The organism is Arcticibacter pallidicorallinus (genome assembly GCF_003002875.1).
Lineage (GTDB): Bacteria > Bacteroidota > Bacteroidia > Sphingobacteriales > Sphingobacteriaceae > Arcticibacter > Arcticibacter pallidicorallinus.
Window position 1 is genome coordinate 192,870 of record NZ_PVTH01000005.1, and the last position, 23,685, is coordinate 216,554.

General features: G+C 42.6%; 19 protein-coding genes and 1 tRNA gene. 5 read left to right on the forward strand and 15 right to left on the reverse strand.

Going from position 1 to position 23,685, the window contains the following annotated elements:
- Positions 1-7: 7 nt before the first annotated feature.
- The 9 genes from B0I27_RS10080 to B0I27_RS10120 all read right to left on the reverse strand — a co-directional run bounded on the left by B0I27_RS10080 (position 8) and on the right by B0I27_RS10120 (position 7,628).
- Positions 8-592, reverse strand: coding sequence for a Maf family nucleotide pyrophosphatase (locus tag B0I27_RS10080; protein WP_106293273.1), 585 nt, complete (start codon positions 590-592; stop codon positions 8-10).
- Between the two features lie 10 nt (positions 593-602).
- Positions 603-1,139, reverse strand: a complete 537-nt coding sequence (locus B0I27_RS10085) for a KdsC family phosphatase (RefSeq protein ID WP_106293117.1) — start codon at positions 1,137-1,139, stop codon at positions 603-605.
- A 28-nt stretch (positions 1,140-1,167) separates the two neighbouring features.
- Entirely contained in the window at positions 1,168-1,932 is a 765-nt protein-coding gene (locus B0I27_RS10090; protein ID WP_106293118.1) for a Rossmann-like and DUF2520 domain-containing protein, read from the reverse strand.
- The gene (locus tag B0I27_RS10095; protein WP_106293119.1) at positions 1,932-4,385 is read right to left on the reverse strand and encodes a heme lyase CcmF/NrfE family subunit; all 2,454 of its coding nucleotides are present in this window, start codon (positions 4,383-4,385) and stop codon (positions 1,932-1,934) included. The genes B0I27_RS10090 and B0I27_RS10095 overlap by 1 nt, the downstream gene beginning before the upstream one ends.
- Before the next feature lie 16 nt (positions 4,386-4,401).
- A complete protein-coding gene (locus B0I27_RS10100) occupies positions 4,402-4,806 on the reverse strand; it encodes a cytochrome c maturation protein CcmE domain-containing protein (protein WP_106293120.1) in 405 nt (134 codons plus the stop codon).
- A gap of 123 nt (positions 4,807-4,929) precedes the next feature.
- Positions 4,930-6,351: a Glu/Leu/Phe/Val family dehydrogenase gene (locus B0I27_RS10105; RefSeq protein ID WP_106293121.1), complete on the reverse strand. Its 1,422-nt coding sequence runs from the start codon at positions 6,349-6,351 to the stop codon at positions 4,930-4,932.
- A gap of 10 nt (positions 6,352-6,361) precedes the next feature.
- Positions 6,362-6,574 (reverse strand): CcmD family protein, encoded by a 213-nt coding sequence (locus B0I27_RS10110; protein WP_106293122.1) that lies wholly within the window; start codon positions 6,572-6,574, stop codon positions 6,362-6,364.
- A gap of 5 nt (positions 6,575-6,579) precedes the next feature.
- Complete coding sequence (gene ccsA / locus B0I27_RS10115; protein WP_106293123.1) at positions 6,580-7,239, reverse strand: cytochrome c biogenesis protein CcsA; 660 nt, start codon at positions 7,237-7,239, stop codon at positions 6,580-6,582.
- Between the two features lie 110 nt (positions 7,240-7,349).
- A complete protein-coding gene (locus tag B0I27_RS10120; RefSeq protein WP_106293124.1) occupies positions 7,350-7,628 on the reverse strand; it encodes a hypothetical protein in 279 nt (92 codons plus the stop codon).
- A 324-nt stretch (positions 7,629-7,952) separates the two neighbouring features.
- Between B0I27_RS10120 and B0I27_RS10125 the strand changes: the two genes are divergently transcribed.
- Positions 7,953-8,774, forward strand: a complete 822-nt coding sequence (locus B0I27_RS10125; protein ID WP_106293125.1) for a YncE family protein — start codon at positions 7,953-7,955, stop codon at positions 8,772-8,774.
- Here the strand turns inward: B0I27_RS10125 and B0I27_RS10130 are convergent.
- From B0I27_RS10130 to B0I27_RS10140, 3 genes are read right to left on the reverse strand one after another with little or no spacing between them, the layout of a single operon-like run.
- The gene (locus tag B0I27_RS10130; protein ID WP_106293126.1) at positions 8,752-9,144 is read right to left on the reverse strand and encodes a DUF2721 domain-containing protein; all 393 of its coding nucleotides are present in this window, start codon (positions 9,142-9,144) and stop codon (positions 8,752-8,754) included. The genes B0I27_RS10125 and B0I27_RS10130 overlap by 23 nt on opposite strands.
- Position 9,145: 1 nt before the next feature.
- Positions 9,146-9,550: a DUF2721 domain-containing protein gene (locus B0I27_RS10135; protein WP_106293127.1), complete on the reverse strand. Its 405-nt coding sequence runs from the start codon at positions 9,548-9,550 to the stop codon at positions 9,146-9,148.
- A 26-nt stretch (positions 9,551-9,576) separates the two neighbouring features.
- A complete protein-coding gene (locus tag B0I27_RS10140) occupies positions 9,577-10,125 on the reverse strand; it encodes a hypothetical protein (RefSeq protein ID WP_106293128.1) in 549 nt (182 codons plus the stop codon).
- Positions 10,126-10,213: 88 nt separating this feature from the next.
- On the opposite strand from B0I27_RS10140, the gene B0I27_RS10145 reads away from it, so the two are divergent.
- The 3 genes from B0I27_RS10145 to B0I27_RS10155 all read left to right on the forward strand — a co-directional run bounded on the left by B0I27_RS10145 (position 10,214) and on the right by B0I27_RS10155 (position 13,451).
- On the forward strand, positions 10,214-11,836 hold the full coding sequence (locus tag B0I27_RS10145) for an ABC-F family ATP-binding cassette domain-containing protein (RefSeq protein ID WP_106293129.1): 1,623 nt from the start codon (positions 10,214-10,216) through the stop codon (positions 11,834-11,836).
- Between the two features lie 62 nt (positions 11,837-11,898).
- A tRNA-Lys gene (locus tag B0I27_RS10150) sits at positions 11,899-11,971 on the forward strand.
- A gap of 184 nt (positions 11,972-12,155) precedes the next feature.
- The gene (locus tag B0I27_RS10155) at positions 12,156-13,451 is read left to right on the forward strand and encodes a site-specific integrase (protein WP_106293130.1); all 1,296 of its coding nucleotides are present in this window, start codon (positions 12,156-12,158) and stop codon (positions 13,449-13,451) included.
- A 1,078-nt stretch (positions 13,452-14,529) separates the two neighbouring features.
- On the opposite strand, the gene B0I27_RS10165 is transcribed toward B0I27_RS10155, so the two are convergent.
- Both B0I27_RS10165 and B0I27_RS10170 read right to left on the reverse strand, forming a co-directional pair.
- Positions 14,530-16,302, reverse strand: a complete 1,773-nt coding sequence (locus tag B0I27_RS10165) for a UvrD-helicase domain-containing protein (RefSeq protein ID WP_106293132.1) — start codon at positions 16,300-16,302, stop codon at positions 14,530-14,532.
- Position 16,303: 1 nt separating this feature from the next.
- Positions 16,304-18,433, reverse strand: coding sequence for an ATP-dependent nuclease (locus tag B0I27_RS10170; RefSeq protein WP_106293133.1), 2,130 nt, complete (start codon positions 18,431-18,433; stop codon positions 16,304-16,306).
- A 532-nt stretch (positions 18,434-18,965) separates the two neighbouring features.
- Here B0I27_RS10170 and B0I27_RS10175 point away from each other — a divergent pair.
- Positions 18,966-23,093, forward strand: a complete 4,128-nt coding sequence (locus B0I27_RS10175) for an NACHT domain-containing protein (protein ID WP_106293134.1) — start codon at positions 18,966-18,968, stop codon at positions 23,091-23,093.
- A 12-nt stretch (positions 23,094-23,105) separates the two neighbouring features.
- On the opposite strand, the gene B0I27_RS10180 is transcribed toward B0I27_RS10175, so the two are convergent.
- On the reverse strand, positions 23,106-23,576 hold the full coding sequence (locus B0I27_RS10180) for a JAB domain-containing protein (RefSeq protein ID WP_106293135.1): 471 nt from the start codon (positions 23,574-23,576) through the stop codon (positions 23,106-23,108).
- Positions 23,577-23,685: the final 109 nt, after the last annotated feature.

The following is a 23,685-nucleotide window of genomic DNA, read 5'->3' on the forward strand; positions in this document are numbered from 1 at the left end:
TTAATTCTTATTTGTCGGCTAAGATTTTCTGCAACTCCTGGTAAACTCTGAAGGTTGGAAGCCCTACTACATTATTATAAGAGCCTTCAATTTTCTCAATAGCAGCATGTCCGATCCACTCCTGTATTCCATAGGCACCGGCTTTGTCAAAAGGCTTAAAATTTCGGATGTAAAACCATTTGTCTTCATCACTTAAACCGCGGAAATAAACGGTGGTACTGTCGTAAAACGCATGGATTTTGTGTTTGTATAAGAAGGCTACGCCGGTGATCACCTCATGTGTTTTACCCGACAATAGAGAAAGTATCCGGAATGCATCCTGCTCATCTTCAGGTTTACCCAATATCAGGCCGTCGATTGTAACGATAGTATCGGCTGTAATGACAATTTCATTCTCCTGCAAGGAGTCATCAAAGGCTTCGGCCTTCTTCCGGGCGATATAAACTGCTACTTCGGCGGGCTGGAGGAATGCAGGGAATGATTCATCTACGTCTTTAAGAACTACCCTGAAGTCAATGCCCATTTGCTGCAGGAGTTCTTGTCTGCGTGGAGACTTAGATGCCAATATTACTGGCGGAAATGTGGTGATCATATTTTTACTCTTAAGATGATGTGATGGTATCGTCATGTGCTGAAGGATCCTGGTCAAACCATTTGCCCTGGATTTTGAGAACCTTCTCTACCACATCCCGAACACAGCCTGTACCTCCGGGGAACGGAGAGATATAGTCGCTGATGGCTTTCACTTCCTCGATAGCGTCAATCGGGCAGGCACTCACTCCCACGGCTTGCATGACAGGCATATCGGGTACATCATCACCCATGTACAATACTTCCTTTGGATCGAGCGCATGCTTTTTTATGAAGTCTTCGTAAACGCTGAGCTTTTTGTCTATTCCCAGGTGAACCTCCGTTACTCCCAGTCCGTTTAGACGAAAGATAACGCTCGCAGAGTTGCCCCCTGAGATAACGCAGATATGGTAGCCTTTTCTCACCGCTAAGCGCATGGCATATCCATCCCTTACGTTAAACTTTCTTAGCTGATCACCCGATTCGGTGACTAGTACGGTACCATCTGTCAGTATCCCGTCGATATCGAATATGAAGGCTTTGACAGATTTGATCTTTGATAAAAACATGTGTTAAGGTTTTAGGGGACTAAAGATTTTATTTCTTGGAACCGATGATGCTATTCGTCATCAGCGTATACAGTTGCTGGAGATCCGGTGATGCCTCCAGGTACTTCTTATGTTTTTCAATGCTTGCCTGGTCACCGCGTATGGCAGGTCCGGTCTGTGCAGCTTTCGGATCGAGACTTTGTACCTTCGCTGCCGTTTCTGCAATGAGCGGAAGCAGGAGCTTGAAGTCGAGCCCTTCTTTGGCTAGCAAGTCCTTTGATATGGAGTACAGATGATTGCTGAAATTGCAGGCAAAGACAGCGGCAACGTGAATTGCTGCACGTTGTTCGGAGGATGCTGGTCGAACGGTCTGACTGATACTAGCAGCCAATTCGTTAAGCTGGGCGACAACTTTTTCATTACTTCCCTCCAATAGCAGCGGCACAGTGCTGAAATCGACACCCTTTTGCTTACTGAAAGTTTGCAAAGGGTAAAATACGCCCTTGTTAGCCCACTCCTTGCCAAGCAGATCAATACCCGCTGTCCCGGAAGTATGAACCAGCAACTTACCCTTAAACAAAAAAGATGATGCCACCTCCTCGATAGCATCATCTTTAATGGATAAAATATAAATATCAGCTGTATTGTTCAGCGCTCCAATTTCATTTGTAAAAGCAGCTGATAAAGAATCAGCAAGCTGTTGTGCGTTTGAAAGCGAGCGGCTCCACACCTGCAGGATCTCATGGCCAGCTGTCTTCAGGGCATGGCCCAGATGTGTAGCTACGTTACCACTGCCAAGCAGGACAATCTTCATTAGTCAGTGGTTTTGATCTCCTTATTTCTTCTGAAAATCGAGATCAGGAAACCTACAACCATCAGGATATTTCCGGCCCAGAAAAGGTTAATGAAAGGAAACTTAATCGCTTTCATGACGACCCACTTCTTCTCAGCTTTCGGTTTTTGGTAGAGCATCATCTCCAGCTTGTCTTTTTCAGGATAAACGTTTGAAAAGCGGACTTTCAAACCCGGATCAACAAGCGTCTTACCGAAGTCGAACTTGTTCCCCCCTTTAACAAGGAACACAGGTTCTGCCGTGTACGTTTTGTTAGCGTGGGTTTTGATTTCCAGTTGCAGGGCAATCGCTACATCGCCAGCCTTCAAAGGAATCTTTTCAATGGTAGCATTCCGGTTCACACCCTTAACTACAATCACACCCTCTCTGTAACGGATAGTATCTCCGGGAGATACCTCATACGTTACCGGCTTCTCATAACCCTCATCTTCAGAATGACCTTCATGGTCTTCATGTTCAGCCATTTCTTCTTTCAGGGGCACGCTGCTTACGTGGGTGTAGATATCATGGAACAGGTAGTGGCGGGTGTCTGGAGACGCAACAATCGTCTGCATCTTTGCATTTTGTTGAGCATGCGGATACAGGTCGAACTCCTCCTTTACTTCCTTAGTCTTTTCGTCGATAACCTTGTAATTTACACGATAGTATGTATTCACACCTTCAGTAGAATCACCTTTATAGGTAACCGTATATTCGTCCATGCGTACAGGCTCATCTTCGTAAAGGATGATGTTTTCTTTCGAGTTGTTGTTTTTATCAAACTCCTCTCCGAAACCGACACCTGAAGTATTCAGCGATACCACATTACTTGTGGCTGCTGCAACCAGGGCTCCTATAAGCAACAGACCGAACCCAATATGTGCAATGGAAGATCCGGCAAGACGCCATTTCCCTTTGATAGCATCAATCAGGATCCTGATGTTACAAGAGATAGAGAATATTGCGGCGAAGGTTAGCACCACATACATCACATTGTTATGCACCTTAGCGATATACGCAAATCCAGCAGTAACTACAGCTGCGATGATCAGGATTAATCCAATCTTCTTAAAGAATTTTTTAGAGTCAGTATTTTTATATCGGAGATATTGCGAAAATCCGGAGATAAAGCTGATAACGATGGCGAACGGAACCTGCCATTGGTGATAATGCTGAATCACATCCGCAGGAGGCGCAATCTTGGTACCGAACAGTGCGTTAAACACCGGTATAGATGTGGTCGAAATAACCTGAACACAAGCCACCGTGAGAACGAGGGCTCCGATAAACAACCAGAATTCACGTGAATAAGTCTCCTCGTCTTTCTTCGTAATCGGAAGTTCCTTCCACCTTGCCACCAGGAAACCGACCGCAAGAAAAAAGAATACCAGGATATAAGCAAGCAGGTGACCAAACATTCCAAGATCGGTAAATGAGTGCACTGATGTTTCACCCAGAATACCGCTTCGGGTAAGGAATGAAGCGTACAATACCAGCACGAAACTAATCAACACCAGGAATGTAGCGGTGAAGTAAGAATGACCTGAACTTCTGTAAGCCAGCATCACGTGCACTGCCGCAATGAGCGTCAGCCATGGAATGATAGAGGCATTCTCAACCGGATCCCATGCCCAGAAACCACCGAAGTTAAGTGCTTCATAGGCCCAGAAGGATCCCATGATGATACCTGCACCCAGCACCATGACCGCAAATAACGCCCATGGCAGAGATACTTTGATCCATTCTGAATATCTTCTTTCCCAGAGTCCTGCTATCGCATAAGCGAAAGGAATGATCATGGAAGCGAAGCCCAGGAATAGTGTTGGTGGGTGGATAACCATCCAATAGTTTTGTAATAGAGGGTTCAGTCCGTTTCCGTCAGGTATCAGAGACAGGTAATCCGGACGTGAAAAGATCGGCCCTTCTACCGCATCTCTTAAAAGAATGAAAGGCGAACTTCCTACACGAGTACCCAGGATCTCTACCCCCAATAACATCGAGGAGATGAACAGCTGAGACAGCATCATTACCGTCATCACCGGACTCTCCCAGCTACGCGCTTTCCATATCAGAATATTAGCGAGAAGTGACTGCCAGAACATCCATAGCCAGAAGCTTCCCTCCTGTCCTTCCCAGAAACTGGAGATAATATAATACACTGGTAATGCGCGCGATGAATGCGCCCATGCATAGTGATACTCAAAATAATGATTGTAGATTATATAATAAAGACAGATTCCGATTCCCAATACAGAAACTGTGTTTACCCAGGTAGAGATGCGCGCCAGGCGCTTCCAGGAATCGTCTTTCGTATCTTTTATCGTTGCGAAGTAATAAGCAATTGCCGATAAAAGCGCTGTGCCAAAAGTTAATATTATAAAGAACTGCCCAAGTTTCCCTGGAAGCAGGTGTTCTCCTGCGAATTGTATATCCATTTAGAAATTTTCTGTATTAAGCAGCGGTTTGCTGGACTTCCTGAATCTCGACTTCGTCCTTGTTGTATTTGGAAGGACATTTCATGAGAATTTTAGAGGCTTGAAATTCATTACCAACCATTTTTCCGGTCAGTACAATCTCTTCGGAGCGTTCAAAATCCTGAGGTTTTGCGCCAGAGAAAACTACCTTACACTCCTTACCCTGCTTATCCAGCAGATAGAAGGCGAAATAGTTAGCATCCTCCTGAGGATTATATATTAACTTCTTTTCCTTGTTTAATTGACCGACCACGTGGAGCTCAGTCTGACTTTCCCGGGCGTCACTAAACGAACCATACGTGCTGGAGTCGGCATAGGTGCTAATAATAACCCCTATAGCAATTGCAATAATGATGATGCCTATAATAGAGCTTTTTTTCATTGATCTGGTAATTACGATATCCGGATAGAATATGCCGCAAAATTACGAAACGGGAATGATTAGGAAGAACTTATTCGCCCTCAAAAATAGTTAAGGGCGAATACTCATAATAATTTTACATTTCTAAGGCCAGATACCCATATTCATGTAAGACACTGCAACCTTATTAATTGCACCTACAAATGCAGCGGTTCGCAGATCCCCTATCTTAGCGTTCGACATCTTGGTCTCCCGGATTTCGTGATACGATCGAACCATGGTTTCTTCCAGGCCAGAATTAACCAGCTCAAGTTCCGATGGGCCCTTGATGATAAGTCCGCGTTGTTCTAAAGAAAGACTCACTCCCGTCATCTTCTCCACCATAGATACCAGGTTGAGGTTCGCGTTTTCCTCGTAGCGCTTATCCATGCGTCCGAACGCAACATGAGAAAGATTTTTCAACCACTCAAAATACGATACTGTTACACCACCTGCATTACAGTACATATCCGGAATAATGATTCCTCCTCTCTTAATAAAGACATCTGCCGCCTCAGGAGAAGTCGGCCCGTTTGCTGCCTCAGCAATTATCTTTGCTTTAATCCTGTCAATATTAGATGCCAGGATCTGATTCTCCAATGCTGCCGGAACCAAAATATCACAATCCTGTTCTAAGCCTTCCGCCGAGTTCGCAAATTCACTGGCCGCCCCTGAAAACCCAAGGATGGTGCCGGTTTCCTTACGATGCGCAACCACAGCATCCAGATCCAGTCCGTTAGTGTTATATATCGCGCCTTCGTACTCACACAGGCCAACAATGACCGCGCCCATCTCGATTAAGAACTTAGCCGTATTATAACCCACGTTTCCGAGTCCCTGGACAATCACCCGCTTGCCGGTTAAACCTGGAGTTAGACCTAAAGACTTCATATCCTCCGTTACCGTAACGCACTCGCGGATAGCGATAGCCACACCCCTTCCGGTTGCTTCACGACGCCCCTGAATACCATGGAGGGCAATAGGCTTGCCCGTAACGCAACCCATAGCATCCAGCTGCCCCGGATTCATCGTATTGTAAGTATCCGCGATCCAGCTCATTTCCCGCTCGCCCGAACCATAATCAGGTGCAGGAACATCGATAGCCGGACCGATAAAATTCTTCTTAACCAGTTCTACCGTATATCTGCGCGTGATGTTTTCCAGCTCAGCGAGAGAATAATTCTTGGTATTGATCTTGATGCCGCCCTTAGCGCCACCGAAAGGAACGTTTACAATCGCACACTTGTATGTCATAAGCGCTGCAAGAGCCATCACCTCATCCTCATTCACCATATCACTATAACGAATCCCCCCTTTTGTTGGAGACATATGGTGGGAATGCTCAACGCGCCACGCATCAATTACTTCAACACCATTTCCCTTCCTTATAGGAAACCTGAAGCGGTAGACACTGTTACATGCCTTTATCTGATCGAGCAGACCGGCCGAATGATTAGTAAACTGCGATGCATGATCGAAAAACGAACACACATCATTGAAGAAACTTGTGTTTTGCGTTGTAGACATAGATTAGTATTTAGTTCTTTTGTTCAAGCTTTTTTACCTTTCTGTCGATACTAAACAGATAAGCTATCAGAGCAAGAAGGATCAGGACGATAACGGCAACCACTACGTAAATCTTTCCAGAAGAACGCATTCCGTCTGCCATCTCAACTCCGCTGTCAGACTGAGCGAAAGATGTTCCTGCCGTGAAAAGCAGCAGATATATGGCTGCGATATATTTTCTCATTGTGACTAGTTTAATTGTTTGTTTTGAAGTTTCCGGATCCTGAACTGCAAATCTGCAATCCACACGCCCAAAAGAATCCAGCCGAGGCAAGCAGGGTAGAATACGCCCCTCATTCTGCTGTCCAGATCATAAGAGCTAAACCCGGGGTTACCTCCATTTCCGGGGTGCAAGGAATCGGTCATCCTTGGCAGGATGAACAACAGCACGATCATTATGGGAAACGCGAATATGTTGTAAACTGCAGAGATTTTCGCTCGCTTCTGCTCCTCTTCCAGCGAATTCCTCAAAACAATATATGCCAGATACATCAGCGTAGAGATAGCCGAGCTATTCATCTTCGGATCATTTGGCCAGGGAGACCCCCAGGTATAGTTGCCCCAGATCATGCCGGTTGCAAGACCCAGGAAACCGAAAACAACGCCGGCATTGACATATTCGACCGACTTGAGGTCGTGATTTTCATTCCCTGAAGACAGGTATTTCACGCTGTATATTACGGAGATCAGGTACAGAATCACCATAGAAAACCACATAGGAACGTGAAAATAAAGGTTCCTGATAGATTCGTGTAATATCGGCAATTGGGGTACCTCGCCCAGAAAACCCGCGATAGCGGAGTACAGAACAAGAACTGAGGCTAATATCTTCCACCAGTTTTCTTTCATATATGATGCGTTTAAAGCATCAAAGGTATAAAAGTAAGGCGTGCTTCAAAAATAAAACAAAAAAGCCCGTGCAAATCGTTGCACGAGCTTTAATAGGTAGAGTCTAATAACTAGGCAACTTGCGCCCGGTTCTGCTCGACAGAATCGAGTTCAAATACTGCCAGACCTTCCAGAAGATTATAGTGGAGTGTGCCAAAAAAATTGACCATACCTGCGGGACCCTTTCCCTGAATCAAAACACGTTCTTTAATCGTCTCTTTATTGGAAAGGTTTTCCTTTGAAAGGATAAGTTCTTCGTCCTGGATAATGAAATCAGACTGATCAATAGAAAAGCTCTTTAGAATTTCTCTAAAACTAAAACGGTTTAATAATAATTCTTTTAACTTCATTTTTGCCCTCCAATTAAGTTGAATATAAGTATTGAGATATGTTGACAGGAAACCTGCCTGTTGATATATGAATTAACAATTTATGAGCCAAGTCATTTTTAAGTATGATTGAAAACACAAGGTACAAGTATTATTGAAAAATTCGTAGCAAAATGTCAATTTTATTATGAACTGTGTATCGACACTTCTCAGTCTGTTTAGATTTAAGGACAGCCCTCTCGCTGTAAGTGTATTTTGCAGCATACGCCCAGATGTAACAAAAACGTAAAGTTGGCGCCACATTTCTGAGAATGTTTATAGCTTTAACATATTTAAGAAAGAAACATGAAGAAGCTCTTTATCCTTTTAGCTGTTGCCTGTTCAAGCAGCTCGTTTGCACAAGAAAAATACAAGCTGACAAAAATCTGGGAAACTGATTCACTAGCCGTACCCGAATCGGTTACACCCTACGAAGATGGCAAACAAATGTTCGTTTCGCTTATTGATGGCACTCCTTTCGAAGTTGACGGAAAGGGCGGAATTGGAAAGATCGATGCGGATGGTAAGATAATAGATCCTATGTGGGTAGGCGGCCTTAACGCGCCCAAGGGAATAGCTGTCATGCAAAACAAACTCTATGTGGCTGACCTTACTGAAGTAGTTGTCATTGATATCGCCACAGGAAAAATCGATACTAAACTCAAGGTTCCTCAGGCTGAAGGCCTGAATGATGTTACCGTCGACTCAAAAAACACCGTTTATGTATCCGACTCAAAGAACGGCATGATCTTCAGTATCAAAAATAATATTGTTAGTCCTTATATAACCAGCCTTAAGGGAACGAACGGACTCAAGGCAGTCGGTACAGATCTTTATATAGGCGCGGGACCTGTACTATGGAAGGCCGACGCGAATAAAAACCTCGCTAAAATTGCCGAAGGCTTTGAAAGCTCGATAGATGGCCTGCAGCTCATCAACAAAAACGAATTTCTTATAAGTTGCTGGAACGGACTCGTCTACAGCGTTGGTTCAAAGGGGCAGGTAACGAAGCTGATGGACACCAGGGGCGTTATGAACACAGCCGACTTTCACTATGACCAAAAAAAGAAGATCGTTTACCTTCCGACATTCTACAAAAAAAGCGTTATCGCTTATAAACTTCATTAACAACGACCTTCAGTGCATCGGTAGACAACCAGATTTCTTTCAGGGAAAAGTAAAGTGCCACCATCATGGCAACGGTACTCAACCAGAAGGAAATCTGCCCTGCCAGCAACCAGTTATTAAAAAGCATAAAGATACTGATGATACAAAGGCAAAAGCTGCCTGTGCCAAACACCTGCATATTCTTAATTAAGTAGATTCTTTCACGGAGATTTTTAATCTGATGTAAGAGTCCGGCGGTCTCATCTATAGAATACTGCTTATTTAGATTCCTTGTCAGATTAGCCAGATGAGCAAACTTCGCCGTGTATGCTAACAATATCAGCGATATTGCCGGAAACAAGAGAATCGGCGTGGTGATAGAAAGCGTCATCTCATTTCTTTTTTACCAGTTCTTCCAGATCGCTCAACTCAATCTCCAGCGCCTCAACCGAGATTTGCGTCTCACGGAACGATATCAATAGAGAAATCATCAGAAGCAGCAGGCTTAGGCCAAAAGCATAACCTGCAAGCACATTCTGTGAGTTATACAAGAGCCACATGGAAATAACGCAAAGCAAAAAGCCCATAATCCCGCAAGCCTGCATATTTCGCACCTGGATGATACGCGTACGAATGCTTTGTATCTGTCCCAACAAATTAGGGTTTTGATTCGCCACATACTGACTCTTCAGATTTCTGATTAAGCTTGCCAAAGCCAGAAAGCGGTTTGTATAAGCCAATAATAAGAGGGCAATTGCCGGGAAAAGCATGGCCGGCGTACCGAGGGTGAGTTCCATTTAGTTAAGTTGAACGGCAAAATTACTTAAAGCATTTGCTCTTTCCTGAGTTTTGTCAAAAACTTTTTGGTGCGCGATTGAAGAGCTGCAGAAGTGCCGTTGCGTACAATAAACTCCAACTGAAATGTAAGTTCTTCACTAAGCCATTCTTCTTTCCCTCTCAGAGCAAAAAGAATGTCGATGCAATTCGCTTTAACCGCTACGGGTGTATTTTCGTCAGCAAGCCACTCGATCGTACGTTCTATAACACACTCTAAATCAATACCGCCAACCGCCCGAACCTTATTAAAAAAGTAGATGGCTATTTTTGTGAAATGCCGCTGGCAGCTCCGGTTCCTCTGTTCACCGTAGCGCGCAAAAAAATACTGCCAGTCTCGCTCTGCTGAGGTGCCCTCTAAAAAAACATGCTCTAATACCCATGCTGCGTGAAAGGCCAGTACGCTATCAGAGTGAAAAGTCAGATCGATCAGTTCCCTGCATGAAAAGCTGCCCTCACGGCACCGAGCTGCAAGATGAGCCGCCCGTGCACTGCCCTGTCTGGCCGACAATTCTTTTTCTAATTCCTCGAGTTTCATATTTAACTTCCCTAAAATAAAACTTTTTATAGCCTTCTGGTATATCCTATCCAGATTGCCTACCTTTGCACTTCATTTTTCTTTACGTATGATTACAGTATCCAATCTATCTTTACGCTTCGGCAAACGCACACTATTTGAAGATGTTAACCTGAAATTCACGCATGGTAACTGCTACGGCGTTATCGGTGCCAACGGAGCAGGTAAATCAACCTTCATGAAAATCCTTTCAGGTGATGTGGACCCGACAAGTGGATCGGTGAGTTTTACTCCCGGCGAACGCATGGCTGTATTGACTCAGGACCACTACGCTTTTGACGAAGTTCCCGTGATCGAAACCGTATTAATGGGACATAAGGAGCTTTACAGCATCATGAAAGAAAAGGATGCTCTTTACGCCAAAGAAGACTTCACGGACAAAGACGGCGAACGCGCCGGAGAACTCGAAAATATATTCGCGGAGATGGACGGATGGAACGCAGAAAATAATGCGGCGACCCTACTAAGCAACCTCGGCATTAAAGAAGAGCATCATTTTAAGCTCCTGAAGGAACTCGACGGTAACCAGAAAGTTCGCGTACTCCTTGCGCAGGCCTTATTTGGAAATCCCGACATCCTCCTCCTCGATGAGCCTACGAATGACCTTGACATCGAAACGATCTCCTGGTTGGAAGACTTCCTTGCGGGATACGAGAATATCGTATTGGTAGTATCCCATGACCGTCACTTCCTCGACACCGTTTGTACGCATATTGTCGATATCGACTTCAGCAAAATGAGCATTTACTCCGGTAACTACTCTTTCTGGTACGAATCCAGTCAGCTTGCCCTCCGTCAACGATCAGACCAGAACAAGAAGATGGAAGATAAGGTAAAGGAACTTCAGGACTTTATCCGCCGTTTCAGTGCTAACGCTTCCAAATCCAAACAGGCAACCAGCCGTAAAAAGGCCCTGGAAAAGATCAATTTGGATGAAATACAGCCGTCAAACCGTAAATACCCTGGAATTATGTTTAACAACGTGTCCAGAGAAGCAGGAGACCAGATCCTTCAAATCGAGAAACTAAAGAAAGTGTCTGGCGGTGAAACCTTCTTCAAAGGAATCGATCTGCTGGTAAACAAAGGCGATAAAATCGCGGTGTTGTCTAGCAACAGTTTGGCCACAACAGCCTTTTACAACATCCTTACCGGCAGAGACACTGATTACGCCGGCGAATTCAAATGGGGTGTCACCATCAACGTAGCTGATATTCCTAACGACAGCTCTGCTTATTTTGAAGGCAAAGACCTTAACCTGGTCGACTGGCTGAGAGAATACTCCGAAGGTGACAAAGACGAACAGTTTATTCGCGGTTTCCTCGGAAGAATGCTATTTTCCGGAGAAGAGGTGTTAAAGAAATCCAATGTCCTTTCCGGAGGAGAAAAGATGCGTTGCATGTTCTCCAAGATGATGCTTCAGCAGGCCAACGTGCTTTTATTCGACGAGCCAACCAATCACCTGGACCTCGAATCCATCACCGCGCTCAATAACGGTATGCAAGACTTCAAGGGAACCATTCTCTTCACATCACGTGACCACGAATTGACCAATACTGTTGCAAACCGTATCATTGAGCTCACGCCGAAAGGAATTATCGATAAATTAATGACTTACGATGAATATATCAGCAGCGATGTTGTAAAGCAGCAACGCGAAGAGATGTATTCTTAAAATAAATTATAAATGTGGTTGCAAAAGAAACCGAAAAATCGTTTCTTTGCAACCACCAAAACGACTTGGTAGCTCAGTTGGTAGAGCAACTGACTCTTAATCAGTGGGTCGAGAGTTCGAGCCTCTCCCAGGTCACTTGTAGAAAAAGCCCTTTTTGATATCAAGAAGGGCTTTTTCTGTTTAATAAAGCAGCTTTTTCATGCTGTTTTGATGGACTGAGGCAACCGCCGTTTTGTCAGGATTTACATAGTTTTTTGTTGAATTTAACGTAGAAGCGTCACAAATACGTCACAACGATTCTGCGTGTTAGAAAAAATTTATGGCAACAGTCAGTATTATGGTGTATGATCATCATAAAAAAGCAGATGGAACGTACAATGTCAAGATCCGGATCTATCACAAAAAAGTAAAAAAACTTATCGACACCACCTTTTTCGTCACTCAGAAACAACTGGATTCGAAGCTGAAGGTCAAAGACAAGTTCTTATTGAAGTCGCTGGAGGCCAATCTGGACAATTACAGAAAGTGGATCAGCGAGCTTGGGGATAAGCTTAATTTCTTCTCCGCTGAGGAGCTGAGAAATTATTTACGCGATAAAGAGCAGGACGTCGATTTCATTAAATTCTGCGCGCAACATATCGAGCAGCTTAAAAGCGAAGGCAGAACAGCGACTGCTAATAATCATCGGACAGTTCGCAATAATTTGAATGATTATTTTGGACGGGATCATGCTTCTATTAATGAGATAAGTTCCAATATGCTCTTCTCCTTTGAAAAGTTCTTGAAGAGGCCACGGACCATGTACCGAGTAGATAACTGTGGCAAATTAATCGAAATTGAAGGCGAAGGTGCCAGTGCCAGTAGTATTCACAACTACATGAGAGATCTCCGAACCCTTTTTAATGCCGCTTGTACTGCTTACAACAACGAGGATCTGGGTATCTATAAAATAAAGCACTATCCCTTCAAAAAATACAAAATAGGCTCTCCTCCCCTAACCAGGAAAAGGAATATTTGCATAGAAGAGGTTAAACAGATCCGAGATTGTGTAGTGGAACCAAATAGCAGAGCCGAACTAGCCAGAGACCTGTTTATGCTAAGTTTTTATTTATGCGGAATGAATGCTGTAGATCTTTATCAAATCGATAAAGACAGCGTGAAAAATGCAAGATTGGAGTATAGCCGATCAAAAACGCGTCTCGTCAGAAAGGATAACGCGTTTATTAGTATTAAAGTTGTTCCCGAAGCCAAAGTGCTATTAGATAAATATGCAGGCACACTTCAGTACCGGTATAATACAATCCAAAACTTAAACAGGGCAATTGGTAAAGGAATGCTTCAAATCAGAGAAATTACCGGGATTAACTTCATTACATTCTATTGGGCAAGGCATACTTTTGCTAATCTCGCCAGGAATAAATGCCGGATGAGTAAAGATGATGTAGCACTTGCGCTTAATCATATAGATGAAGGACACCGCACCACGGACATTTATATAGAAAAGGATTGGAGTATTATTGACGAAGTACAAGAAAAGGTTGTTGCTTTACTTGAACCGGAAATAGGAAACGAAATAGTGGTTATCGATCGTAGTGTCGTTATGAGGGTTGTTTAGAATCGTGAGTGCTACTATTTCGGGATTGAAAATGACATTTTCTTTCTTATAATGCAATATAAAAGAAAGGTTTATTGTCATCGAAAAACCGACTTAGCTTTAGGTAGAGCGACCGGGTTTACACTTTGTAAAAACTGAGTTAGTATATCGTTCGTCGACTAGGATTAACAAGGAACATCAAGAAGTTGATTTGTTATTATAGGTTTCAAATCAACTCTATGTCATGAGAAATTGGCAAAATCCTCTTGCCGTTAACTTCGGAAAAAGAATTCCGGAAATAGAACGTCGTAAAATCGGGAAAATGTTTTTTGACCTTGCTAAGAAAAATCCGTAAATTGTTCTCTGTAAGCTTGAAAGCGTGATTTTTCGACATGCAACAGGAGCAGTCCAAAGGACTCATAATCTTTTGTTCCGTGCATAGATCCAGCCGGGGAATACATTAGGGCAATAAGTGAACCACTGAGCGCAGTATACCTACTTTCGTTCTTCTGTCTAAGCCTGCATTGCTAAAATAAATTTGAAACCCTGAATCATAACATCTTTCATCATCCACAATCGCTCCAAAAGTAAGACCTCGCAGGTTTGAAAAGTAAAACAATCGTTATTATTGGTTATCCTTGATTATTTTTGGACTAACTTAGAATCCTTTTATGTATAATCTTTTTATTTCTGGCAGTGATGAGGATTTTGAAGGTACCCCTTTCGAGATTGATCAATCGCGTGCATTTGAACATACCAACGGCGAGCTCAAATCGTCATACGAAGCCCTTACAGCTAATCAAGTCAATGAACTAAAAAAACACCCGTGTATATTCGCATACGAAACAGGAAGCGAAAAACCCCCGAAATATGGCATGCTAAAAGGAGTTAAGAAGAGGCAAAAAATGTTATTGATCGAATACGAGATAATAAGTCTGACACGTTTTTTGACCGTTTATTGCAAACATAATTAGTAACGCATGGAGTGGCAGACGTCGATTAATACATAACTGACACAGTTTACGTTACACTCCCCATAACATTAAAAACCAAGTTATGTAAACGTCTCTTTTGGGATATAAAAACTTCTCATTCAGCTCTAATTCTGTAATCGCACAACGTTTATGCCTTGTTTATAAAGGGCAGAAATAAGCTTATCCTTCAATTCAGGCACTCCAATAATTAAATTGGCCTTAGCTCTGCTGAAGCCTACATAATAAACACGTCCTTCATCGCTAGGAGCCTCCAATTTTGCTTTGGCATCAAGGATGTAGCGTTCAATATCACCCGAAGACTGCATGCAAACTAGCACATGATTAAACTCCGTGCCTTTAGCACTATGAATAGTCCTAATCTTTTCATCGGACTGCGTATCTACTTTTACAAAAGGGAGCATTTCATCGACACTGCAACCCCTGTAAAATGTTTGAGCGCCTCCAGCTGCAAACCGAGCGTGAGATTTGAACTGAAATTTTTTCTCTAAATGGTCATTTATTAGTAAATAGAAATCGTGAACAGTCAGTCTTTTAGATGCCTCTTTTTTAAGTTCCTCCAATATCCAGATGCTTGCTTTCTGAATGGCGAATTTACTAGCATTGGGATTAAGAGCCTTCAACTGTTGACTTACTACTTTCACAGCCTGTTTATTGTTTTTTCGCTCGAGCCAACGATAACCTGTCAATAGAAGGTGGATGTATCTGGCCCTTTTAGAATTAGAATCTTCCGCAAACATCTTTTTCACCTGATGCTCTCCTTCTACTGCAACAGCGGTCCTGATGCTTTCGACATCACGGTGTTCAGGAGCTAGAGCTATGGCGTCTGGGCTAATGTTGTCCAGTACCCAACGATAAGACTGGCTGTGAGAACCTACCAACAAAGTGATGGGGTTGCCAGCAGGGGTATCTTCATACCCGCGCTGTTGGATATCGATTCTTAAGGTATTAAGGTAGTCAATGATGGATTGGCTCGACCTGAAATTTTGTTCAAGCTTGTAGGAGCCCATTCCTATCAATTGAAGGTTTTCAAAGTCTGTTCGGACAGCGCCAGCAAACTTGTAAATTGACTGCGCAAGATCGCCGATGATACCAATTGTCATATCTCCATCTGCAATCTTCCGCACAATGCTTGTTTGTAATACAGTCGTATCTTGAAATTCGTCAATAAATATGTACGGAAACCGGTTCCGTATGAAATCAAGAACACGGGGAGACTTTCTGATTATATAATTTGCGAAATACAAAACGTCTTCATGGTGCATCACGCCATCTGACCAATATTTTTTCTTATAAATCCATAATTCTCTGTTAGAACTGGGTACTGCAACATTAACATGTTTCTTGCTATACAACACAATATTGCCTTCATTATCAAACTTGTAATCGAGGCCTCCTAAGTATTTAACTAGGTTGGCTTTGCTATCCCTACCGTTTAAATATCCATAATAATTTTGCCTTTTGCCGCTTCTTTGCTCGATGGTTGACAGCCAACGACGGATTCGGTCTGCATGTGGAATGTGTTCCTCATGCCCTTGCATTTCAGCGACGTTGAATAGGTCATCGCCATCGTCGTCAGTTTTAATTAGATGGGCAAAGGGTTTTATCACATTGTTATAAAGAAAGCTGTGAATGGTGCATACCTCGATTTGCGACTTGTCGCAATCCATTCGGCTTAATAACTGTTCAGCTGCAATGTTGGTATACGTTATGCAGGCAATACGTCGGGTTACGCCTAATTTCTTCGAATCTTTAAGTACATTTTTAACATGCTTGATTAGCCAAGTAGTTTTCCCGGCACCAGGTCCGGCAAACGCTCTGAACCGAGTCTCAATAGAAGGTAACTGATCAATAGTAGGTAATTGGTTGATGTCTATCATTTTATTGGGTAATGAAAGTGATAGATTCGGCGATATAGGGTGGTACTTTGAAATCAACTCTCGTATCTCCCTGGGCCAATAGATTTCTCCGTAATTGTTGTTCCAGCAAAAAGGCGTGTTCCCCTTTTGAAGCTTCAATCGCACGATGATAACAAGCCGCCAGAAGAGCTTTCTTCTTGGGTTCGCTTTCCCATTTGCTCAAGGCCAGCCAGTCTATTATATCTTGATGCTGACACATGCTTGATAGCTCTTCAAACTCCTTAGCATCTTTTATTGCCTGCATAAGTTGACTGATAGCCGCCTTTTTATTTTTGCCTCTAGTAGGAAAGCTATCGGTTAATAATAACCCACAATCGGGGTTGTGATGAGCGAGTTCATATTCCAAGGTTTTTCCAATACCTTGTGAAGGCGTCGAAATCCTCATATTTGGATAGTTTGCGGCAAAGGCTAACAATGCCTGAGCGTGAGAGGCCATCGGTGAATAATGATATTTATCCGGTTCAGTGTCTAACTGGAATGGATAGCATGATTTCCAATGGCGACGGTGATCTTCCTCCTCCTCGTCATTTTCACGTTCTCTATGAGATGGATCAGCGTCAGTGATACATACAACCTTCCGGCGTAGGCAATAATTATCTGGTGCATCCTGGAACGCAAACAGCTTTAAAAAATGTTTAAATGAGGTACCATCAACACTCACTATTGCGGTGTGTGCATTAATAAGTAGTTCCTCAGCTTTTAGATAAGCCGCAAAGCATGGCAACAACAATTGCTCTGCCAATCCTTCAACAAAAACTACCCGGTCTGCGAAAAGCATATTTGATTTGGTAGCGTCTAGGAAACGACGCACATATGCTTTGGAATCCTTATCCTCATTGGAATCTGAAAAAACACGACCAGGATAACTTACTCTTTGATATCCTTCAAAATCTTCATAAAGGCAAACTATAGAATCTAAGTCTACCGCTGCAGTAATTTGTGTCGAATGTGTTGTTATAAAAGCCTGTCTTGCCTGTTTTTGTGTATGGATGTTCTCATCTAAAAACTTGAGAAACTTGTATTGCATAGAGGGGTGCAAGTGGGCTTCTGGTTCTTCAATAGCAAGAATCGGAAAGATCTTTGCATTATCGCCCATGAAGCTGCTTCGCTCCATTTGCATTCGGGCCATAATCAAAGAGATAAACAACAGGTTATTATAGCCCAACCCATTGTTTTTTATCGGCAATTTAAATCCTAATTTTTCAACGATTAGGCGAAGTGCAAATAGCAGTTGCTGCTCGGAAATATTTGCATCGAAATTCGGATTACCGCCTTTATCAGCACCTGTTGCCTTTGCATAAGATAAAATTCCATTTTTTGAAATCCGACTTATTAAAAGCCCCAAAAGTTCGCGGGCTTTAGTTGTAAATTCTTGCTCTCTATCCCGCAAAGATTGCTTGTTCTCAGCAGTTAACATTTCAAAATCCTTACCTTCGGTAAGGTCGTAGTCTAAAAAGTAGTTAAGTACATCCCTGAGTAAAGTGTTGTTACCATAAAACATTTGACGCTCTGCATCACGGATTGCATCAAGAAACTGGAAGTCGAAGCGTTCCATGTTATCACTCCCTGCCTTTTCTTCATTTTGCGGATCACCCCCGAATACAGCTGCGATATATTTTCTTAAAAACTTTTTATCGATTAGGTTGAAGCACAGCTCAGTCTCATATGTGCCATCCTCTTTTATAAAGGAACTAATTTCCTTAAAATACTCACTATGGTGTTTAAATGGAAGATAAAACTGGTAGGTCAACCTTGCCTCATATGGCTGTTGCTCGTTCACCAACCAGTTGTACACGACGTTTTTATCTTCAGGATCTTCGCCCACGTTATTGGCACCAGCAGCTGCAACCGTTTCTTTGATTGTAACGCTTATCTCTATTTTTGGTGGCTGGGAGAAGTCTGTAATTGAGGCATTGAAATCGTCAATGGACAACCGCTGTTGTGCTCTGTCAAAAACTATTTGCAATGCGCGAAGCAAATTTGTCTTCCCCGCATTATTGTGACCAATTACAATATTGATTCCAGGCTGAAAAAGTATAATATTTTCCTTGAAGCCTCGATAGTTTTTGATGTCTATTTGAGAGATGTACATAAGGTGAAGGCAAGTATGACGAATTTAAGCTTTTTATTGAAACTACACCCGCTTCGATTCAATTGCTAATGCTTATTTTTTGTCGTCAACAGAAAATACAAGCACCACTCTTACTAGGCTTTCTCACCTTAACAATATATACCTAACTCATTTAGCTTTAAGTTTTAATCGATGAAGTTGTGTTTGAGTTTTGTCACCAATTAGGCACATGTCTCTTTTGGCTTTTGGTAGAAGCAAAAAAATTGAGCGCGGGCCTGACGAGGCAAGACTTTGCGGCGATGAAAATACTACCCGGAGCTAGCGGAGGTGTGGAGATTTTCTAGCTCAAACCCGGAGGGCTCGGCCTTGTCTGCCGCAGCGGTTTATCTTTGCGGATACAAAAGCCAAAATGGATGAAGAGAATAAATCAGTAATCGCTTCATTTACTCTAACCATACTTCTGCTGCCTCATATGCACATTCAGCAATTAGTAACAGTTAAACCTGCGGAAAACGTTAGACAGCAGCCACCCTAAATCCGCTATCTTTACGGGATGAATGAAAGCGGACTTACCTGGTCTAAAGTTGATTGGCAGGACTTCCAAAAGATCAGTCTTTTTTTATACCATAAGCAAATGGGCGACCTTTCTGCGGAAGAATTCTTGCGGCAGGGGCATTTTCAATCAGGTATTGACTTGCTGTCTTTTCGCCAGGAAAGCGGCAAACACGTCTGCATTCAGTGTAAACACACTAACTTAACTTTTTCTAAACTAAAAAAAATAGTTCCCTTGTTTCTGTCAGGAGAATATGGGGAAACCTCCGAAAGCTTTATTATTACGACTAGTGCAGACCTTCAAAAGCCGGAAATCCAATCCTGGATTACAAGGCAAAAACGTGAGTTGCGGGAAAAATATGCAATTGCATTTGATATTTGGGACCGTTCACGTTTAGAAGATGCTCTCACTTCACATTACGGTCTTACAGAAAAATATTTCGGAATAGCAGAAGCGAAAGCACATTGCTTTCAGCCGGCTCTTAATCTGCCTGAACTTAAGCCTGTTCCAGGCTTCTTGACCCGTCATATTCAACCAGTCACCGAGACAGGTGATACAGAGGCCTGGCATTTCGCAGAAAAAGAAAGATCCGTTCTGACATTGACATCATTGATCACCGGACAATCAGCACAAAGGGAGATTTGCGTAATTGCAGAGGCCTATGAGGGAAAGAGCAGCCTGATGCGGCAAACCGCATGGGAGCTTAGCCAGCTTGATCTTGCCATTGTCCCGCTTCTTTTAGACCTGAAATTCTGTTCAGTAATACCTATCGGACAACTGTTGAGTGATCATTTTGAAAGCTGGATGAGCGTGCCCGCAAAAGATCTCGTCATACTGATTGATGGACTTGACGAAGTGCCCGCCGCGCAGTTCAATACGGTAGTCGGTCATATCCGTGATTTCGCAAGAAATCACCCGGCTGTGCGTGTTGCGTTTTCCTGCCGCAAAATGTTTTATAATTATCAAAACCTTAATGCGGAGCTGCCCGGTTTCCAATTTTATGAGTTGCTTGAACTGCACATGCGACAAATCTTCGATTACCTGGAAGAGCAACTGGGCGACTTTAATAAAGCAGCAGCGTTTTATTCTAAAATGAATGGCTTAGGAATAGCCAACTTATTGGGAACGCCGTTTTATTTACACCAACTGGTGAAATGGTTTAATGACCCTACGCAAGAAATGCCCAATAACAGGATCGCTATTGCCACCCGGTTTGTAGATGAATCACTGAGTGTTTCGGCAACCCGAAAGTTACGTTCGGGCCTCAGCTTTGATAAACATAAAGTAAAATACCGCGACGCTTTACAAAAATTGGCCATACTTCTGCAAATCAAAGGGCTTAATGCCTGTCAAGATGAACTGCTTCAGGAAGTATTTCCCCAAGAGGATATAGACCTTCTAACCCACAGCTCTATCCTTAATATACGGAATGGCCAATGGTCATTCATTAATGCTCTTTTCCAGGAACAACTGGCTGCCCTTGCCCTACTAAAAATAGAGGCCACAGAGGTTATTGAGTTAGTTACCCTCGGTGACAAAATCCGGAAGATAAGCCGGAAATGGATCCAAACGCTCGCAACCTATTTATCCTTGTTGCCGGAAAACCATGAAGATCGTCAACTAATGGTGGCGCTTATTGAGGCCGATAATATTGAACTTTTGGCGTTAAGCGAAGGCAGTAAATTTAGCCCCGAGTTCCGGCTTGAAGTCCTACAAAAAATAATAAGCCGGACACACCGGCATCAAGCAAGGTTGGTCGCAATCGACGAATCGAACCTTGCTTCATTTGCTGATAATGATGATGCTGTTGTAGATGAACTATTAGCCGTCTTGCTACTTGACACTACCGTAATAGTAAAGATTGTAGCCTGTCGGACACTTCGTTACCTGTTATTATCCGCATCCCAGGCGGAGCGTTATGCAAACTTGGCTAAAAAAGTGTTAGTCGATATCGACGACCCTGATCTTGGCCGATTACTTCTAGAAGCAATTGCACATTATAAGTTGGGAGATGAGCAGTTTCTAAATCAATTGCTGAAAAATCCATTATTAGATGCATCACATGAGTTTCGGCAGGGGTTGTATCAATATCTGTCGGCTCATAATTTGGTTGATACCCATTATAACTGGATACTTTCAGGCTTCCAGGCCCTTTATGCTCATAATAAGTCTATTTCCCACTTTGGCTCCGAAAGGAAATTACTCGATATCGTTCTAACGACACGTGAGAGTCAGCATATCCGACATTTGCTTAAACAAGTACAGTGTGAGCCATTCCAAAGTTTTTTCCGACATGATAAAGACGTCACAAAAGCGTTTTATAAATCGCTCGCAGGAGTCTGTGCAGAAATATATCATTCAGACCGAACCATTATTTTCCCTGTTGTTGCTTACCTGATCTTTACCGGACGTCATCATTATGACCGAGAACCTAATGAGATGGTTGAATTCCTGGAAATCACGCAAACTCACTCTTTAGGACTACGTATCGCAATGCTGTCGGAAAAAACCGATCTGCAAAAGTATTCCTTCAGCGGTGCGCTTCGGCCGGTTTGTTTTCCGGACATTCTTTATGCGATTGAAGAAAGAGTTCTGGATCGCGAAGGCTTCAACATTTGCTGTAATGGCTTTTTTTATAGTCAGCAGCGTGATGCTTATGAGCAACTCGAAAAGTTAGGTGAAACAGTTTTCGGATTTGTAAATGAACCCAATCCTACAAATATTAGGTATCGCAAAACGCAGGAACGGAAAAGAAAGAACGACTTATTATATATGGGCTCAAGAGAGGCATTCCGAAATGGCATCATTCAACTTTTTCAGATTGCGGGTAGTGAAACTATCAATACACCAGAACTCTACGAACGTTTTGATGAGGATAATCCGCGGTTAAACGTAAATTCTGTTTTGCTAACTTCATTCATCAGAGAACAATCTTCCGAAAAGGAGGCATCTTTGTATGACTGTTTAAACGCTATTGATAATCTGGAATATTTCAAAATATGGCGGGCTGACCAATTAAGGCGGAACCATATCATAGAATATTATCCGGATCTGGTAATACAACATATTGAGAAGTATTATAGCGAAGAGATAACATTTTTTCCATTCGATACATTGAGTGTAAACAGCTCTTACAACGAACGGTATCAATCCACACAATTGCTAAAAATATGGCGGGATTATCTTTTTCCAACAGATGAGGATATCCTCCTGAAGTTTATCCGCGTAAATACAGAGGGTTATGGTGGAATGCGATTTGCGTCGGACAATAAAAGAAAATCTGTGACCAATGCATTGTTAAACCATTTTGATGAACGTAAATATCTCCTGAAACAACGTGTGCTAAGCAATCTCCAAACGGGTTTGACCGATATAGCTATCATAGGAACGCATCTAGAGTTTTGCCGTGAACTAAGTATCAAAGAAGCGCTGCCCTATATTTTAGGCTTTATTCTAAATGAACAAGCTGAGCTCAATGACATAGATGATTATATGAAATTGTATGTTTCGCTTGGCGGCCCGCATTCAGATCTTTTGCCGGTTTTCAATAAAGTAACGGACTTAAATGGCTACCTACTAATGTTTATGGTCAAACTGCTCCAAGAAACCCATCCGTTAGCTGTGATTGAAAAGCTACTGATATCACTCCATTCCGATGAAACTTCACCGGAACGAAAAATTGAAGCAGCAAGGCATTTGTCTCAACTTGGAAATCAGGAAGGGTTTAGCTTTCTGATCAGCAAATTTGAAATTGGAAAGATCGCGCCCTTTGAGATACAGGGTAACGTTAAGATTTGGGGAGTAGAAACCGAGTGGGCATTGCGACAGTTGAAACCGCTTATGTCTATTTTGCTAGATGCAAAAACAGATAATATCAGGTTTCATCATTCACCAAAGGACTTACTGCTTGAAATATTTAATGGCTTTGCAGCTAAAAGCGAGAAAGATCTTCAGTTAGTTACAGGTCTGATGTATCAGTGTGCCAAAGAACTGGCTACAAGCTACCCAAAGAACTCCGGTCACCTAGGTTGGCATGCAGAGCAAATGACGGAGAGATATCGAGAAATCAATGTCGTTCCGTTATCGACTAAGGAGATAAAAAAATTATTTGAGCAGATTAGCAATTGAGTTTCTAAAGAGCTACAAGAGCCCTTCATCTGCAAATGAATAATAACTTTCGGAGGTAATAATCACATGGTCAAGCACCTCAATATCAAGTAACCTTCCTCCATCTTTTATCTTTCTTGTTAGATTAATGTCAGCCTGGCTAGGTTTTAAATTGCCTGAAGGATGATTGTGGCTAAGTATAATTGAACTTGCGCAGCCTTTTAATGCGGTTGAAAAGATAAGCTTGGGATCGGCAACGGTTCCGGCCATGCCACCAGTAGATACTTCAAATATTCCTAATACTTTGTTTGCCCTATTCAGCAAAAGCACTTTAAATTGTTCGAGTAGCTCTAGTTTATTGGTATCCCAGTTTTGGTACAGGATATTATAAACGTCTTTAGAACTGGAGATTGCCGGCCTTTCGGAAGCTTTGAACTTCGGTTTGTAAGTCACGTTGATTTCGGCTACCTGGAACAATGAAATTTGAGATTGAAGCTTTTCCATAATTAGATGATTTGAGGTTAATGAATTAATTATAGCGCTTCAGCAGGCTGAGGGCAATCAAGGGCAAAAGGAAAAGGAATAAATGGGCAAGAGCCAAGACAAGCGGGTT

Coding starts and splice junctions, on each gene's coding strand:
- B0I27_RS10085 (WP_106293117.1), bottom strand. CDS start 1,139: ATGTTTTTATCAAAGATCAAATCTGTCAAAGCCTTCATATTCGATATC.
- B0I27_RS10125 (WP_106293125.1), top strand. CDS start 7,953: ATGAAGAAGCTCTTTATCCTTTTAGCTGTTGCCTGTTCAAGCAGCTCG.
- B0I27_RS10140 (WP_106293128.1), bottom strand. CDS start 10,125: ATGAAACTCGAGGAATTAGAAAAAGAATTGTCGGCCAGACAGGGCAGT.
- B0I27_RS10145 (WP_106293129.1), top strand. CDS start 10,214: ATGATTACAGTATCCAATCTATCTTTACGCTTCGGCAAACGCACACTA.
- B0I27_RS10180 (WP_106293135.1), bottom strand. CDS start 23,576: ATGGAAAAGCTTCAATCTCAAATTTCATTGTTCCAGGTAGCCGAAATC.
- B0I27_RS10175 (WP_106293134.1), top strand. CDS start 18,966: ATGAATGAAAGCGGACTTACCTGGTCTAAAGTTGATTGGCAGGACTTC.
- B0I27_RS10165 (WP_106293132.1), bottom strand. CDS start 16,302: ATGATAGACATCAACCAATTACCTACTATTGATCAGTTACCTTCTATT.
- B0I27_RS10095 (WP_106293119.1), bottom strand. CDS start 4,385: ATGGATATACAATTCGCAGGAGAACACCTGCTTCCAGGGAAACTTGGG.
- ccsA (WP_106293123.1), bottom strand. CDS start 7,239: ATGAAAGAAAACTGGTGGAAGATATTAGCCTCAGTTCTTGTTCTGTAC.
- B0I27_RS10130 (WP_106293126.1), bottom strand. CDS start 9,144: ATGACGCTTTCTATCACCACGCCGATTCTCTTGTTTCCGGCAATATCG.
- B0I27_RS10090 (WP_106293118.1), bottom strand. CDS start 1,932: ATGAAGATTGTCCTGCTTGGCAGTGGTAACGTAGCTACACATCTGGGC.
- B0I27_RS10110 (WP_106293122.1), bottom strand. CDS start 6,574: ATGAGAAAATATATCGCAGCCATATATCTGCTGCTTTTCACGGCAGGA.
- B0I27_RS10080 (WP_106293273.1), bottom strand. CDS start 592: ATGATCACCACATTTCCGCCAGTAATATTGGCATCTAAGTCTCCACGC.
- B0I27_RS10105 (WP_106293121.1), bottom strand. CDS start 6,351: ATGTCTACAACGCAAAACACAAGTTTCTTCAATGATGTGTGTTCGTTT.
- B0I27_RS10120 (WP_106293124.1), bottom strand. CDS start 7,628: ATGAAGTTAAAAGAATTATTATTAAACCGTTTTAGTTTTAGAGAAATT.
- B0I27_RS10135 (WP_106293127.1), bottom strand. CDS start 9,550: ATGGAACTCACCCTCGGTACGCCGGCCATGCTTTTCCCGGCAATTGCC.
- B0I27_RS10155 (WP_106293130.1), top strand. CDS start 12,156: ATGGCAACAGTCAGTATTATGGTGTATGATCATCATAAAAAAGCAGAT.
- B0I27_RS10170 (WP_106293133.1), bottom strand. CDS start 18,433: ATGTACATCTCTCAAATAGACATCAAAAACTATCGAGGCTTCAAGGAA.
- B0I27_RS10100 (WP_106293120.1), bottom strand. CDS start 4,806: ATGAAAAAAAGCTCTATTATAGGCATCATCATTATTGCAATTGCTATA.